Source organism: Proteus sp. LHD240705 (genome assembly GCF_047921555.1).
Lineage (GTDB): Bacteria > Pseudomonadota > Gammaproteobacteria > Enterobacterales > Enterobacteriaceae > Proteus.
Genome location: NZ_JBLRMI010000010.1, coordinates 98816 through 115472 on the forward strand (window position 1 = coordinate 98816; position 16657 = coordinate 115472).

Consider the following 16657-nt stretch of genomic DNA (forward strand, 5'->3'; position numbering starts at 1 on the left):
AGGGCACACTATTAATTCAATAAATTAACGACGTGGTTGAGATTTATCGCTCACAATACGGAAAAATGTCTCATTAGGCTTTATCATTCCTAATTCACTACGAGCACGTTCTTCTAACGCTTCTTGCCCGCCATTGAGGTCATCAATCTCTGCAAATAGACGATCATTACGCTCTTTTAACTGCGTATTTTGCGCCAATGCAGATTCAACTTCTTGACTTACTTTGTTGTAATCATGGATACCATTTTTACCTAACCACAATGAATATTGTAGCCAACCAAGTAAAATCAGAAGTAAGACTGTTAATTTCCCCATTACCACCCCCAAGATTAATGGGCTAATCATCCCACAACTCAACAACAGACGCCACAAAAGTGCTGGAATATATTACATTATTATTCCTATTTTCCTCACTATAAACGTGGGTAACTTCTATAAAATTCAGACTAAGGTGTGATTTTTTCTTATTAAGATAAGGATCTATACACTGAATTCATCAGTAAATGTATGCGTGGTTGAAAATCTTAAATAGCCATAATATCTCTACACATCCCCTCCTTTTATAGGGTGTTTGTGTAGAGATAATGTAATGTCGTCCTAAAACTCACGATAGATTTGATTTTGCTGTAGGTAAGCGAGGATTTGTTGGATTAGTTCACTTATAGAAAGTGTGCCGTCTAAATGTAATTCAGGATCAATGGGCTGTTCATAAGGCGAATCTATACCTGAAAATTGTTTTATCTCTCCACGTCTTGCTTTTTGATAAAGCCCTTTCGGATCACGGGCTTCACAAATAGAAAGAGGTGTATCAACAAAGATCTCAATAAATCTTCCTTGCTCAAAGCGATCTCTAACTTGTTGTCTGTCTTTTTGGTAAGGAGAAATAAAAGCGGTTAAGACAATCAGTCCCGCATCGACCATCAATTTAGCCACTTCCCCCACACGGCGAATATTCTCATGCCTATCTTCGGCACTAAACCCAAGATCACAACATAAACCATGGCGTAAGTTATCCCCATCTAATAAATAGCTATGAATAGGCGAATGCTTTTGTGAATATTGATAAAGTGCTTGCTCTAACGCATCGGCAAGTGTGGATTTACCTGAACCAGATAACCCTGTAAACCAAAGCACACATCCTTTGTGTGCTTGTTGTGATTCGCGTTCATTTAATCCAATTTTATGAGGATGCCAAACAATATCGTTGCTTATCACCACTATTTTCCTCCAAGAAGATCTCTTGCGCCCCAATGGGGAAAGTGGCGACGGATAAGCTGATTTAACTCGACTTCAAAAGCATCATATTGCGTCATAGTTTGTATCGCGTTATCTCTCGTTTCTCGAATAAGTCCAGCGCCTACGGTGACATTGCTTAGTCGATCAATCAGTATTAATCCTCCAGTATCAGCATTAACTTGATAGTTATCCAGCACCAGAGGCTCTTCAAATGAGACTTCAACACTACCAATCGCATTTAAACTTAAGTTATCTGTGACTTGTTGGGTGAGTTTATTTACATCCACTTGATAATGAATATTTTCTATTTTGGCGCGGCTTTTTTTACCTGCAATTTTGATATCCAGAGTATGACCTTGCACTAAAGGCTGCTCTGACATCCACACCACGTCAATTAACGCATGAGTGCTAATATTGGCGGTTGTATCGTTATCATCAACGATAATATCCCCTCGACTAATATCAATTTCATCTGCCAGAACCAATGTGATTGCTTGCCCTGCTTTAGCTTGCGTTAAATCACCATCAAAAGTGACAATACGTGTAATCGTTGTATGTTTTTCTGAAGGTAATACTTTGATTTTTTGCCCTTGATAAAGCACACCTGAAGACACTGTACCGCTGTATCCTCTAAAATCTAAATCTGGACGATTCACATATTGCACAGGAAAACGCAATGCTTGCGGATCTGAACCCAATTTAACCGGTGCATCCTCTAATAATGAAAGTAGCGTTTTTCCTTGATACCAAAGCATATTCAATGAGGGAGAAACCACATTGTCACCATCAAGGGCGGAAATAGGGACAAATTCAATAGTAAGATCTGTTGGGAGTTGATCGGCAAATTTAAGATAATCTTGCAGGATCGAATCAAAGGTCGCTTGCTGATAATCCACCAGATCCATTTTATTGATCGCTACGATTAAATGACGGATCCCAAGGAGTGTGCTGATAAAACTGTGTCGCCGTGTTTGTTCTTGTACGCCTTTTCGAGCATCGATCAACAGAATAGAAAGTGAACTTGTTGATGCTCCTGTCGCCATATTGCGAGTATATTGAGCATGCCCAGGCGTATCAGCAATAATAAACTTACGTTTTGACGTTGAAAAATAGCGGTAAGCAACATCAATCGTGATCCCCTGCTCTCTTTCTGCGGCTAATCCATCCACCAGCAAAGCAAGATCGAGCTTTTCACCTTGAGTACCGATCTTTTTACTTTCATTTTGTAATGTAGAAAGCTGATCTTCGTAGATCTGCCTTGTGTCATGAAGTAAACGTCCTATTAATGTACTTTTTCCATCATCGACATTTCCACAGGTTAGAAATCGCAGTAATCCTTTATTCTGTTGAGCCTTAAGATAGCGATCTACACCGCCTTGTTGTGCGATTTCACCCGCGACAAGTTGATTCGTTTTTATGGCTAAAAGTCCCATATTTCCTCCGATTAAAAATAACCTTGGCGCTTTTTCAGTTCCATTGAGGCCGACTGATCACTGTCAATTAAACGCCCTTGTCGTTCGCTGCTGGTGGAAATCAGCATTTCTTCAATAATGGCGGGTAACGTTTCTGCTTGTGAAGGAATAGCACCCGTTAATGGCCAGCATCCCAGCGTTCTAAATCTCACTTGTTGCTGTGTGATCACTTCACCCGGTTTTAGATCAATTCTGTCGTCATCTACCATAATTAAGGTGCCATCACGTTCAATAACGGGTCTATTTTTGGCAAAATAGAGAGGAACAATATCGATATTCTCTAAATAGATATATTGCCAAATATCGAGTTCTGTCCAGTTGGAGAGTGGAAATACACGAATACTTTCACCTTTATTAATCTGTCCGTTATAGTTTTTCCATAATTCAGGTCGTTGGTTTTTCGGATCCCAGCGATGCTTTCTATCTCTAAATGAATAAATACGCTCTTTGGCGCGTGATTTTTCTTCATCACGGCGCGCACCACCAAATGCCGCATCAAAACCATATTTGTCTAAGGCTTGCTTTAGTCCTTCTGTTTTCATGATATCCGTGTGTTTTGCACTACCATGAATAAATGGATTGATCCCAAGTTCTGCACCTTGCGGATTTCGATAAACGTTAAGCTCAAAGCCATATTCTTTAGCCGTTTTATCTCGAAATTCATACATTTCTCGAAATTTCCAACCAGTATCAACATGCAATAAAGGAAAAGGTAATTTTGCGGGATAAAACGCCTTGCGAGCTAAATGCAACATCACCGAGGAATCTTTGCCTATTGAATAAAGCATGACGGGATTTTCAAATTCAGCGACAACTTCGCGCAGAATATAAATACTTTCTGCTTCTAATTGCTGAAGATGTGTTAATTGTGTTTCATTCATAACAACCTCGTTTTAGGCAAAATGAACCAAAGGTGAATGGATTGATGATGTTGATTGGGATTGTCTATCGCCAAACCACGCAAGTTGGTGATGTAGTGCCGCGACTTCCCCTACAATTAATAAAGCGGGCATTGGCGCGTTTTCGGCTAACTGCGCTAATTGTGTTAGATTTCCCGTGAAAACTTGCTGATCACGACGTGTACCACAACTAATCACCGCAATAGGTGTTAATGGAGAACGCCCGAGTTTAATTAAACGCTGGCTAATAAGCTCGGCTTTTGTTGTTCCCATATAAATTGCTAGCGTATGGTTCGCCTGCGCTAATGAAGCCCAATCAGGCTCTATTCCGTCGGGTTTACAATGTCCTGTCATAAAGGTGACAGTTTGTGCGTATTGACGATGCGTTAATGGAATACCAGCGTATGCACTTGCGCCACTTGCCGCAGTAACCCCAGGAATAACTTGGAATGAAATGCCATGTTGTACTGCAACCTCTAGTTCTTCGCCACCTCGTCCAAAAATAAAGGGATCGCCCCCTTTTAATCGGACAACACGTTTACCAAGTTGCGCATGTTTCACGATCAGCGCATTGGTTTCTTCTTGAGAAACACTATGGTGCCCCGCTCTTTTACCTACACAAATAGTGTCAGCGTCACGACGAACAAGCTCTAAAACCTCTGGACTCACTAAACTGTCATAGAGCACAACTTCGGCTTGTTGAATAACCTGTAAGCCGCGCAGTGTTAATAATCCTGCGTCACCGGGCCCTGCCCCAACTAATGCTAGTTCACCTTGTTGGATCTCTTTTTGTTTCAATTGTTGTGCAAGCAAGGCTTCTGCTTGTGCCAGTTGATCACTTGCCACTAAAGCGGCAAATTTGCCACTAAACGCTTGCTCCCAAAAACGGCAACGCGCTTGAAACGAGCCTAATTGCTGTTTCACTTTATTGCGCCATTTTCCAGCAATTGTTGCCATTGTGCCTAATGAGTTTGGTAATAAAGCTTCTAATTTTTCACGTATCATTCGCACTAAAACAGGGGCTTTTCCTGCCGATGAAATCGCAATCAAAATGGGATTTCTATCGATAATGGCGGGAAAGATAAATGAGCATTGAGGTTGTGAATCCACAACATTGACAAAAATATGCCGTGCTTGTGCATCAAGATAAACTTGCTGATTAAGCACACTGTCATCAGTTGCCACAATCACAAGCATCATTCCTAATAGATATTCAGATTGATATTTGGCTGATACCCATTCAATTTTTTCTTGCTGATAAGCAAGATGTAATTCATCACACAACTGAGGTGCAATCACTCTTAAGCGAGCGCCTGCTCTTAATAACAGCAAAGCTTTACGCGCAGCAACATGACCACCACCAACCAATAACACTGGGCGTTCTTTTAATTCCACAAATAAGGGTAGGTAATCCATACGCGCATTTCACCTTCGTTGTTCACTTTATAACTAACGACTATAAAAGGTGCTTTAAGGGTTATGAAATGACAAAAAGATATGTAATGGAACAGAAAGGAATAAGGAAAAATAAAATATTTTCAAATAGTTATGATTTTTAAAAATGACAAAAAGGGCAATAGATAAGCTCTATTACCCAACTATTTATTGGCAGATAATGACGTTATTCGTGTAATCCACACTCGCGTTTTAAGCCAAAAAATCGTGTTTCTTCTTCACTCATACCCTCTTCCCATTTTCGAGTTGTATGAATATCTCCCACTGAGAGATAACCCTGCTCCCATAAAGGATGGTAAGGTAAGTCGTTTTCTTTAAGATATTGATAAACTTTCTTATTATCCCAATCTACGATGGGTAAAAACTTAAAGATCCCTTTTGCGATTGAAAGCACTGGCAAATGTTCACGACTTTTAGATTGCTGACGACGAAGGCCTGCAAACCACGTTTGAGCCTGTAATTCACGTAAAGCTCTTTCCATTGGCTCTACTTTATTTATCTGGTTATAACGCTCAATACCGTCAATGCCTTCTAACCAAAGTTTGCCGTAACGCGCTTCTTGCCAAGATGAAGATATTTCAGCTCGATAGACCTTCAAGTTAAGTTGTAACTGCTGCGTTAGACTATCAATAAACTGGTAGGTTTCAGGAAATAAGTAACCTGTATCAGTCAAAATCACGGGGATATCAGGGTATTGTCTTGTCATTAAATGCAAACAAACCGCGGCTTGAATGCCAAAACTGGAGCTTAATACAAAGGCTTTAGGTAAATTATCTAAAGCCCAAGTAACCCGTTCAATGGCGCTTAATTGCTCTAACCGTTGATTAATCTGGCTCAAAGCATGTGTCTGCTCTTCAACAGGTAACTGTTTTAGCGAAGCAAGCTGAAATAGACTCATACCGCCTCCTGCACTTCATAAAAATCAATCGCAGAATTAAGTACGGGTTTAACAACGTCAGTGCGAATAAGAAAATCACCAAAACCTTCATTGTTATGACGAGAAACTGCCCATTCACCAATCAGTGAATCAAGTATTGAGATGATTTCTTGTGAGGTAATATTTTCGCGATACATTCTCGGAATACGTGTCCCGATGCGATTACCGCCTAAATGTAAGTTATAGCGATCAGGTGCTTTCCCCACCAGCCCAACTTCTGCAAGCATTGCTCGACCACAGCCATTTGGGCATCCCGTTACGCGCACAACAATATGCTCTTCACTCACACCATGTTTAGCCATTAAGCTATCAAGTGTATCAGTAAATGCCGGTAAAAAGCGTTCTGCCTCTGCCATTGCCAATGGGCAAGTTGGGAAAGAAACACACGCCATTGCATGTTCACGCAGAGGTGTGACGTTATCGTTAATCAAACCGTATCGACGAGCAATCGCTTCAATATTGGCTTTTTCACTTTCTGGTACACCTGCCACAATCAAATTTTGATTGGCAGTCAGTCGGAAATCACCCTGATGGATTTTGGCAATTTCCGCCACTCCCGTTTTTAATAGAGCATCAGGCGTATCAATCAGCCGTCCACTTTCAATAAATAAAGTCAGGTGCCATTTATCATCAACACCTTTTAACCAACCAATTTGATCGCCTCGATGGGTAAATTCATAAGGTCGAATAGCCTCAAAAGTCACCCCCGAACGGCGTTCAACTTCTTGTTTAAACGTTTCTACGCCAACACGCTCTAATGTGTATTTTGTTTTTGCATTTTTGCGTTCAGTTCGATTTCCCCAGTCACGCTGAGTTGTCACAATCGCTTCTGCAATTGCCAATGTATTCTCAATAGGGATATAACCAAACTCACTGGCTAAGCGAGGAAAGGTCTTCTTATCGCCATGTGTCATAGCTAAACCGCCCCCCACAAGTACATTAAAACCGACTAAATGCCCATTTTCAGCAATCGCAATAAAATTCATGTCATTCGCATGAAGATCAACATCATTATGAGGAGGGATCACCACTGACGTTTTAAATTTCCGTGGTAAGTAGGTTTCCCCCAAAATAGGCTCTTCGTCTGTGGTTGCAACTTTCTCTTTATCTAACCAAATTTCCGCATAAGCATGAGTGCGAGGTAATAAGTGTTCTGATATTTTTTTCGCCCACTCATACGCTTCTTGGTGTAACGAAGATTGCACTGGGTTTGAAGTACATAAGACATTACGGTTAACATCATTCGCAGTAGCTAGAGAATCCAACCCTGTTGCTGCAAGCATCTGATGTGCGGGTTTTACATTACCTTTTAAAATACCATGAAATTGAAATGTTTGACGATTAGTAATACGAATACTGCCATAAAGTGTATTTTCAGTCGCAAACTTATCAATACTAAGCCACTGTTTAGGCGAAATAATGCCGCCAGGTAAACGGCAACGTAGCATCATGGCATGGCGAGGTTCTAGCATTTGCTCCGCACGTTCAGCACGAATATCTCTGTCATCTTGCTGATACATGCCATGAAAGCGAATTAACAAAAAGTTATCGCCTTCAAAGCCACCAGTTAAACCATTTTGTAAGTCTTCTGTAATAGTGCCGCGTAAAAAGTGACTCTCTTTTTTCATGCGTTCACTATCAGCCAGTTTCCCTTCAACCACTAAGGGCGCTTGAGTGTGTGATTTCATTTAATAGACATCCCTCTGATAACGCCGTTCTAGGCGTAGCTCACTTAAGTATTCATCTGCTTCTTCAATATTTTTATTGCCATACTCCATCACAATATCTAACAACGCCTGTTCAACATCTTTTGCCATCCGAGATGCATCACCACAAACATAAAGATAAGCACCTTGCTGTAACCATTGCCAAATCTCACTACCACGTTCGCGTAATTTATCTTGTACATAAATTTTATGTGCTTGATCTCGTGACCATGCTAAATCGATATGAGTTAACAGACCGCTTTTGACATAACGTTGCCATTCCACTTGATAGAGAAAATCTTCTACAAAATGAGGATTACCAAAAAATAACCAGTTTTTACCTGTTGCAGCGTCATTTTCGCGCTGCTGCATAAAACTTCTAAAAGGTGCAATTCCAGTACCTGGACCAATCATAATGATAGGTGCGGTGTTATCTTCAGGGAGGCGAAAATGTGCATTTTTTTCGATAAAAACATTGACGCTATCACCTTCTTTTAAGCTATCGGCTAAAAAACCAGAGGCTCCACCAGTATAAGTACGCGAGTTAACGTCGTAACGTACAACCCCTAAAGTAAGGTGTACTTCGTCTTCTACTTCTTGTTGTGACGATGCAATAGAGTAAAGGCGAGGAGTTAGTGGACGTAAAATATCAACAAAATCTTGTGCCGTGGGTTGAGCACAATATTGACGCACCATCTCATTAATAGGATGTTTGTCTGCATATTGCTGAAGCTTAGTTTTATCAGCTACCAATGACAATAGATCTTCATGGCGCGTCAATTGGGCATAGGCTTTTACGATAGGTGCGCTATTTTGAGTTAGTTCACAATGATGCAGCAACGCTTCTTTTAAGGTGAATGTTTGAGATTTTAACGTGACAGGTTCATCACCTTTTAGCCACAACAAGGCAATAAGTTCATCAACTTTTTCAGGTGAGTTATTAAACCAAACGCCTAGCGCATCGCCCGGTTGATATTGTAAATCAGAACCTTCAAGGCTGATTTCAATATGGCGAATATCTCTATCTGAATTTCTGCCTGTGATTTTTTTATTAGTCAGTAATGTAGCAGTAAAAGGCGCATCTCGATGATAAATAGATGACTCAATTGTATCCGTCGTACCTGATTGTGTTTGTTGCAGGATTTGCGTACTTTGTTCTGGTACTCTTGCTTTTAAGAGTTCTGTAAGCTGTTTTATCCATTCATCCGCAACAGATTGATATTCAACATCGGCATCAACTCTTGGTAATAAACGAGTTGCGCCCAGTTGTGCTATTCGCTCATCAAAGTCTTTTCCTGCCTTACAGAAATGCTCATACGAGGTATCACCTAAGCTCAATACTGCATAAGCCGTTTCTTTCATTTCAGCGGCTTTTTTAGAGTTCAGATATTTATAAAAAGCTATCGCTTCTTCAGGAGGATCACCTTCACCTTGCGTCGATGCAATGATGATCAAGGTTGTTGTTTTATGGATCTGCTTAAACTTATATTCACCTGCGGAATATAGCTCTACATTCAATTTGTGAGCAACCAGATTATCTCGTAACTGTTCTGCAAGGTGACGCGCATTACCCGTTTGAGAAGCAGAGATCAATGTAATGGTTTCCTGCTCTGGTACGTGTACTGAAGTAACCGCTGTCGATGCGGATACAACAGAAGGATTAAGCTGCCCCCACAAATAGCCAGATAACCACGCAATTTGCGCTGTTGAGAGATCTTTTGTTGCGTCCTTTAATTTACTCAATTGCTCCGAGGTTAATGGAAGCATTGATAATAATGGAGGTTGATTGCTCATTTATCCTGCCTTAAAAAAGCGAAGCACTTATCTGTGCTTTATTGTTCTTTGATAATATTTCTAATATTGAGAGGGTATCTCACGACTAGAAGGCGAATTAAAGACCTGTTGGCTCTATCTAATAACCTTAAATGCTAAATTTATTTATTGGTTTCCTTTATCAATATAATGAATAAGCAAAAAGGAACATAATAAGCCATTAAGATTAAGGGAGATTAGGCGTGATACGCTAAATCAGCTACACTGGTAGACTTCGTTCTATTTGTGTCTTTTTTTTACTAATTAAGTCAAGAGAGTTTTGATGACAACCACCATCTTTAAAGATTTTCAGTTTGAAGCAGCCCACCATTTGCCACATGTTCCTGAAGGCCACAAATGTGGGCGTCTTCATGGACACTCTTTTCTTGTTAGATTAGAACTAACAGGTGAAGTTGATGAACATTCAGGTTGGCTTATTGATTTTGCTGATGTGAAAGCCGCATTTAAACCTACTCTTGAGCGTCTAGATCACTACTATCTCAATGAAATTGAAGGCCTAGAAAATCCAACCAGCGAAGTGCTGGCAAAATGGATTTGGCAACAAGTAAAACCGTCATTGCCATTATTATCTGCGGTGATGGTAAAAGAGACGTGTACAGCAGGATGTATTTATCGCGGTGAATAAATCGGGTTTTACATTAACCCATTATCACTTAAAAGAAAATCAGCCTTTTATTGGCTGATTTTTTTATATTAAAAACGCGATCACGCAATATTTAAATACTTATGCGTTTGCATAGAGAAACGCCAATTACGTTCAATACAGGTTTTAATACATAATGCTGTTGCACTCTCTTTACAACTAATGGGCTGTAAGGCAACAACAGGCGCAGGGTGTTCTGTGCGTAATATCAGTAAGGCATCTAACGCTTCAATATCTTTTTCACGCCCAACGGGATGTTTTATCTCATTAGCTCTATTAATTGCGCTGGGTAATACCGTCAATCCCCCTTTCATGCCTACTTTTGGGGAAAGTGTCACCCATGTTTTCTCACTACATAAAATATCGTGAGTACCACTGGTTTCTATCTGACAGGCAAAACCTGCTTGCTCTAGCCTTTCTGTTAAAGGACGTAAATCATATAAGCAAGGCTCGCCTCCTGTGATAACCACGTGTTTTGCACTATAACCTTGTTGTTGGAAAAGTGATAAAATCTGAGCAACACTGGCTTCTCCCCAAGTATCGCTTTCTTGCGTTTTAATAGGAATATCGCCAAGAGGAACTTTTTTTTCCTCTTCTTTTTCCCAAGTATGTTTGGTATCACACCAACTACAACCTACAGGACAACCCTGTAATCGAACAAAAAGTGCAGGAACGCCAGTAAAAACACCTTCACCCTGTAAGGTTTGAAACACTTCATTAATGGGGTATTGCATAAGAAACTCTGATATCCAATGAATGCTGATGATTATTACAGATAACTATCTCACCGTAAGAGGCTTTATGATAAGGTACATGGTTTGTTTTGAATAGCTAACGTGCGAGAAGACACTGAAAAAGAGGATAGCATTCCTCCGTTGGACAGAGATGGGAATACTTTAGATGCAAAAAGAGAATCAACTTTCACGAGGATTATCAGGGCGGCACATTCGTTTCATGGCGCTTGGCTCTGCAATCGGTACAGGTTTATTTTATGGCTCTGCGGCTGCCATTGAGAAAGCGGGTCCAGCTGTATTGCTTGCTTACCTTATTGGTGGTGCAGCAGTATTTATGGTTATGCGTGCATTAGGTGAAATGGCAGTTCATCATCCTGTTGCAGGCTCTTTTTCACAATATGCAAGCCATTATATGGGGCCTTTAGCTGGCTTCTTAACTGGCTGGAACTACGTTTTTGAAATGCTGATTGTATGTCTTGCAGACGTCACGGCATTTGGCTTTTATATGAAACTCTGGTTCCCAGATGTTGATCAGTGGATATGGGTTTTAGGAATAGTTTGCTTTATTGGTGCCTTAAACCTTTGCCATGTGAAAATATTTGGTGAAATGGAATTTTGGCTTTCTATTGTTAAAGTGACCGCCATTATCGCCATGATCATTGGTGGTGTTGTCATTATGATGTATGGTTTTGGTCAACAAACTGAACACCCTATTGGGATCTCTAACTTATGGGAGTTCGGCGGCTTTATGCCAAATGGCATAGAAGGCGTAATAGCCTCACTTGCCATTGTGATGTTTGCGTTTGGTGGGATTGAAGTCATTGGTATTACTGCCAGTGAAGCTAAAGATCCTGAAAAAACCATCCCTAAAGCTATCAATGCCGTACCGTTTCGTATCTTATTATTCTATGTACTGACAATTTTCATTCTAATGTGCATTTTCCCTTGGCAACAAATTGGTCATAACGGTAGCCCATTTGTACAGATTTTCTCAAATCTAGGGATCAATTCAGCAGCAAATATCTTAAACCTTGTGGTTATCACAGCCGCAATTTCTGCGATAAACAGTGATATCTTCGGTGCCGGTCGTATGATGTACGGTATGGCTCAAGAAGGACAAGCACCAAAATCCTTTATGAAACTCACCCGTAATGGTGTGCCTTGGATGACGGTGCTTGTGATGTCTGTCGTATTGTTACTAGGCGTAGTACTTAACTACCTTATTCCAGAGCAAATCTTTGTTTTAATCGCTTCTATTGCGACATTTGCAACAGTTTGGGTATGGTTAATGATTTTACTTTCTCAAGTTGCTATGCGCCGTAAGATGAGCGCAGATGAAGTGAAAACGCTTAAATTTCCAGTACCACTATGGCCTGTTGCACCAGCATTGACTATCGTCTTTATGGCGTTTGTTATCGCAATCTTAGGCTATTTTGAATCAACCAGAATGGCATTGGTTGTCGGTATGGTATGGGTAGCTATTTTAACAGTTGGCTATTATGTGGGTATCAAGCCAAGAATGACTCAGAAATAAATCACATTTCTGAATTAGACAATTTCTAGCTAAACAATAAAGGCTGTGGATTAATTCACAGCCTTTTTCTTTATTATAAATTATGCGATTTTCATTAAGCCAAAGCTTGTTTTAAATCCGCAATTAAATCTTCCACATCTTCAAGACCAATTGATAGTCGAATTAAACCATCACTAATTCCATGTCTTTGTCGTTCTTCTGCACTATAAGTGGCATGGGTCATTGTGGCAGGATGTTGTGCTAAAGATTCGCAGTCTCCTAAACTCACGGCTCTACTAAAAAGATCTAAACGATTGAGAAATTCTCTACCGGCTTTTATGCCTCCTTTTAGTTCAATAGCTATCATGCCACCGGGTAAGCGCATCTGGCGTTTGGCGAGTTCATATTGAGGAAAAGAAACTAGCCCAGGATAATGGATAGTTTCGACTTTGGGATTATCTTCAAGATATTGTGCGATACGCTGTGCATTTTGGCAGATCTGCTCCATCCTTATGCTCAGTGTTTTTATTCCTCGTAATATTAACGAGGCATCATGGGGAGATAAACAAGCCCCCGTCATATCCTTTAAACCTTCAACACGTATTTTATCCGCTAAGGCGTGCGTGGTAATAATTGCTCCCGCAGTGACATCCCCATGACCTGATAAATATTTGGTCATAGAATGCACAACAATATCAGCACCAAGTTTTAAAGGTTGCTGTAAATAAGGCGAGCAATAAGTACTATCGACCATCACTAAAATATGATGTTGATGCGCAATTTCTGATATTTTTGCAATATCACTCACTCGCATATTAGGATTAGCCGGAGTTTCAAAAAAAATTAATTTTGTTTTCTCTGTGATTGCTTCTTTTAGTTTTTCAAGGTTAGTTAAATCAACATGTTTTATTTTAACACCAAATTTAGCAAGTCCATGATTGAAAAACGTAAAAGTACAGCCATAAAGCGTCATATCAGCAATAAGTTCATCACCGGGCTGAAGTAACGACCAGCAACTAGACGTAATTGCCCCTATTCCTGAAGAAAAAACAACGGCACCTTCACCATGTTCTAATTGTGCTAAGCGCCTTTCTAACAATTCTAAAGTAGGGTTTGAGATCCGAGAATAAAAATGCCCTTTTTGTTTTCCTGCAAAGCAATCAGCACCATATTGTGCCGTTGGAAAAACAAAAGTGGATGTTTGAAAAACAGGAGGCACTAACGCCCCCTGAAAATCTAACGGAGAATAACCATAATGTATTGCTTGAGTATTAAAATGTTTATTACTTTGCGTCATTATATCTCCTAATTATTAATTAATTTTCTATTCTTTGGTTATTTTCCCCGATAATTTGAACTGTTCTTAGAATAATTGAAATCCCTTTAAGCGTATCAGGATTTCTTAATAACGCAAAAGTTGAACCTAATGTATATTTTTTATCTTGATAAATAGATTCTTTCTTTGCCATATTATAAGCAGCACTTAACTCCCATACTGGAATTAATGTTTCTTCAAACGCAACAGAAAGTTTTTCAACCGTTGCATTATCCATAATATCTATTGAGTCAGAAATTAAAGATAATAAATCGACAATATTATCAAAGCGTTTTAATGCTAATAATGGTCTTGCTTTTTCTAATAAATGTTGAAGATGTAATTTATCTTCATCAGATAATAGTTGAATATCTGCTGGGCTTAAGTTATTTTCACTCATTATTGTATCCCCTATAATAATCCTCTAACGGTTGCCCAATATAAACCTCGGTTATAACTATTACGCAGTAATCCACCTAGCTTTGTTGGTGGTGTAGGAATTACGTCATGTTTATAGTCATACTGTAATGGCATACCTGCTGATAATCCCATTTGTGCGACCGCTTGCACACGACCATCATAAATCGCAGCAGGATAACCGTAGCGAAGTTCACCACAGATGTTATTTGCAATTACGCCAGCTTGGTTATGGCAACTACCGCCAGCTTTACTAATCGGTAAATCAACCGTATCACCAAGAACATACACTTGATTTAATCCATAGACTTGCAATGTTTCAGGATCAGTCGGTAACCAGCCTTCACCATTATTATGTTCACTCAAACCAGTATTACGTATTGCCTCAACGGCAGTAATCGGCGGTGTACTCATCAGGATATCGAATGGCTCTTCCTCGCCCTCTTTTGAGTAAGCTATTTTCTTATCAGGATCAACATGGCTCAACGTAAAGCCTCGCTTAGCTTTAATATCTCGCTCAGAGAATACTGCTGGAAGCACTTCACAAACCTCTTGTTGCATAAACAGACAGTTTCTTAGAAGTTGGGCAACCGTAGGATAGGTATAAACAATTTCTATATTATTTCTTACCCGACGCTGGCGAAGAAGTTCATCCAGCATCAATGTTGTCTCCATAGGAGCAATACCACATTGATGAGGTACATTAGGTGTTTCAGGGAAGCTAACCGTAATAAATACACGACCTTTTTCAATTTTGGCTAATTTATCAGCAAGAGTTCTGGCAGCTTCATATTGGTAAAAATGATTTCCCGCTTCTTTTAAGCCTTCAATTCTATGAGGGCTAGGAACGCAACCTGTTGCTAATACTAAAAAATCATAGTTATATTTTTTATTTGACTCGCAATAAATCACTTTATTATTAAAGTCAAAACGTTCTGCTTTATCGATAACAAATTCAATTTCAGGTCTTAATAAACTTCTTTCTGATCGCATTAGCTCTTCTTTTAAAAAAAGATTAAATGCAATATACATAAATGCAGGTTTATAATAATGATTAGGATTATCTGAAATAAGCGTGATTTTAATTTTATTTGAAAAGATTTCGTCATTTAATTTTTTAGCTAGGATATTAGCAAGAATAGTTCCGCCGGTACCACCACCAATAATAACTATATTTTTTGTTGGCATTTTATTTCCTATATCTAGTGATATTAGATAGACAAAAAAAGTATAGTAAAAGGCGTTAATATAACAAATAGATTAAATAGATAGATAAATTACCTACAAAATAATATTTCTAATTGATAGATGATATAATCATATTTAATTTGAATATAAAAAATTAAATATTAACTTGTGTTATAATTACTTGCTAATAAAATGTCGCAATTAAAGGATGATGGTCGGATGCATCTGTAATTAAGACTTCGGCTTTATTCAACGATAACCCACGATAAAAAATATAATCCAAAGGTTTACCAAAGGCTTTTGTACGCCAATCATTATCAAAAATAACCTCTTTGAGTCTTAACGTTCTTGCAAAACGTTTTAATACATTGACTCTTGGGCGACTCCACGCATTAAAATCACCCGCTAAAATCACAGGTCCTTTATGATTCATGATGTGAACAGATAAATTGCTCAACTGACGCTGATAAACATCAACACCAAAACTAAAATTAATCGCATGTACATTAATGACCATTAAATGATCACCCGTAATTAATGGATATACCGTGATTAATGCTGATTTGGGTAGCCGTAAAAAAGGCTCTTTCTCTCTGAGAGGACAGCAATAGATAGGATGGGAACTTGATAATGTCATCACGCCTGCTGGGTGTTGTTGAAAAGCCAAGGCGGGGACTTGGTCTGCAATTAAATGATGAGTTCCAGCAAAACGCACAAGCTCTGGTGTAGTTTGCGCTTCTTGTAACAAAAGCAAATGCGTATCTGTTGAGAGCGTTTCCAACATATTACGCCAATTGAGTCGTTGCTGTTTATAGATATTCCAAACCGCAATTTTTAGAGTGCCTTCTGTGTAAAGGGGCATTCCAATAGGTAGAGTATCCTTTCTTTCACTTAAAGGCGGGCTAGGCTCAATCCTCTCTACAGGTTGACCTGCCACAAAACGCACTGAATAATTCGGTTTTTTCGCCATTAGCAACCTCAGATAAACAGCAAGATATCTTGCTATAACTAAAGTATACCAAAGCCAAGCTTCGCTCTCACCCTTTAAAAGGACACCATTATCAACAAAAGTAATTATTTTTGTACATAATAGTTATGTTTACCTAAAATTATCCGATTAATTTATGCTCAATTCTAAATTTTAAGCAAAAAAAAACCTAAGTCGTTAGACTTAGGCTTCTTAATGTTGGCGGAACGGACGGGACTCGAACCCGCGACCCCCTGCGTGACAGGCAGGTATTCTAACCAACTGAACTACCGCTCCGCGTATTCTTTGCGCGATTAATGTTATTTAACACTAACGCTTTAA

15 protein-coding genes and 1 tRNA gene are annotated in these 16657 nt (G+C 39.3%); 2 read left to right on the top strand and 14 right to left on the bottom strand.

Translation table 11 applies throughout. From position 1 onward, the window contains the following. Window positions 1-24: 24 nt before the first annotated feature. From ftsB to cysJ, 8 genes are all read right to left on the bottom strand, one after another. Window positions 25-315 carry a cell division protein FtsB gene (gene ftsB, locus ACNART_RS16215; RefSeq protein ID WP_196533953.1) on the bottom strand — a complete coding sequence of 97 codons (291 nt, stop codon included), beginning with the start codon at window positions 313-315 and terminating at the stop codon, window positions 25-27. Between the two features lie 282 nt (window positions 316-597). Then, window positions 598-1218, bottom strand: a complete 621-nt coding sequence (cysC, locus tag ACNART_RS16220) for an adenylyl-sulfate kinase (protein ID WP_198620876.1) — start codon at window positions 1216-1218, stop codon at window positions 598-600. Then, window positions 1218-2669, bottom strand: a complete 1452-nt coding sequence (cysN, locus tag ACNART_RS16225; protein WP_349443380.1) for a sulfate adenylyltransferase subunit CysN — start codon at window positions 2667-2669, stop codon at window positions 1218-1220. Before cysN ends, cysC begins: the two co-directional genes overlap by 1 nt. A gap of 11 nt (window positions 2670-2680) precedes the next feature. Continuing rightward, window positions 2681-3589, bottom strand: coding sequence for a sulfate adenylyltransferase subunit CysD (cysD, locus tag ACNART_RS16230; RefSeq protein WP_198630477.1), 909 nt, complete (start codon window positions 3587-3589; stop codon window positions 2681-2683). A gap of 12 nt (window positions 3590-3601) precedes the next feature. Further along, window positions 3602-5023: a siroheme synthase CysG gene (gene cysG, locus ACNART_RS16235; RefSeq protein ID WP_198620879.1), complete on the bottom strand. Its 1422-nt coding sequence runs from the start codon at window positions 5021-5023 to the stop codon at window positions 3602-3604. A gap of 205 nt (window positions 5024-5228) precedes the next feature. Then, a complete protein-coding gene (locus tag ACNART_RS16240) occupies window positions 5229-5960 on the bottom strand; it encodes a phosphoadenylyl-sulfate reductase (RefSeq protein WP_198620880.1) in 732 nt (243 codons plus the stop codon). Continuing rightward, window positions 5957-7687, bottom strand: a complete 1731-nt coding sequence (gene cysI / locus ACNART_RS16245; protein ID WP_368927859.1) for an assimilatory sulfite reductase (NADPH) hemoprotein subunit — start codon at window positions 7685-7687, stop codon at window positions 5957-5959. The genes ACNART_RS16240 and cysI overlap by 4 nt, the downstream gene beginning before the upstream one ends. After that, window positions 7688-9499 (bottom strand): NADPH-dependent assimilatory sulfite reductase flavoprotein subunit, encoded by a 1812-nt coding sequence (gene cysJ, locus ACNART_RS16250; protein WP_368927860.1) that lies wholly within the window; start codon window positions 9497-9499, stop codon window positions 7688-7690. 298 nt (window positions 9500-9797) lie between these two features. Between cysJ and queD the strand changes: the two genes are divergently transcribed. After that, a complete protein-coding gene (gene queD, locus ACNART_RS16255; protein WP_160230638.1) occupies window positions 9798-10163 on the top strand; it encodes a 6-carboxytetrahydropterin synthase QueD in 366 nt (121 codons plus the stop codon). 80 nt (window positions 10164-10243) lie between these two features. Here the strand turns inward: queD and queE are convergent, their stop codons facing one another. Further along, window positions 10244-10915: a 7-carboxy-7-deazaguanine synthase QueE gene (gene queE, locus ACNART_RS16260; protein WP_368927861.1), complete on the bottom strand. Its 672-nt coding sequence runs from the start codon at window positions 10913-10915 to the stop codon at window positions 10244-10246. Between the two features lie 166 nt (window positions 10916-11081). On the opposite strand from queE, the gene ACNART_RS16265 reads away from it, so the two are divergent. Continuing rightward, the gene (locus tag ACNART_RS16265) at window positions 11082-12449 is read left to right on the top strand and encodes an amino acid permease (protein WP_151435954.1); all 1368 of its coding nucleotides are present in this window, start codon (window positions 11082-11084) and stop codon (window positions 12447-12449) included. Between the two features lie 94 nt (window positions 12450-12543). Here the strand turns inward: ACNART_RS16265 and ACNART_RS16270 are convergent, their stop codons facing one another. The 5 genes from ACNART_RS16270 to ACNART_RS16290 form a co-directional block, all read right to left on the bottom strand. Then, entirely contained in the window at window positions 12544-13725 is a 1182-nt protein-coding gene (locus ACNART_RS16270; protein WP_416303640.1) for a methionine gamma-lyase, read from the bottom strand. Window positions 13726-13744: 19 nt separating this feature from the next. Continuing rightward, the gene (locus ACNART_RS16275; protein WP_109395436.1) at window positions 13745-14143 is read right to left on the bottom strand and encodes a hypothetical protein; all 399 of its coding nucleotides are present in this window, start codon (window positions 14141-14143) and stop codon (window positions 13745-13747) included. 11 nt (window positions 14144-14154) lie between these two features. Then, window positions 14155-15348 carry an NAD(P)/FAD-dependent oxidoreductase gene (locus ACNART_RS16280; RefSeq protein ID WP_109371461.1) on the bottom strand — a complete coding sequence of 398 codons (1194 nt, stop codon included), beginning with the start codon at window positions 15346-15348 and terminating at the stop codon, window positions 14155-14157. A gap of 184 nt (window positions 15349-15532) precedes the next feature. Further along, window positions 15533-16318 carry an endonuclease/exonuclease/phosphatase family protein gene (locus ACNART_RS16285; protein ID WP_416303641.1) on the bottom strand — a complete coding sequence of 262 codons (786 nt, stop codon included), beginning with the start codon at window positions 16316-16318 and terminating at the stop codon, window positions 15533-15535. Window positions 16319-16535: 217 nt separating this feature from the next. Next, window positions 16536-16612 (bottom strand) — tRNA-Asp (locus tag ACNART_RS16290). Window positions 16613-16657 lie beyond the last annotated feature (45 nt).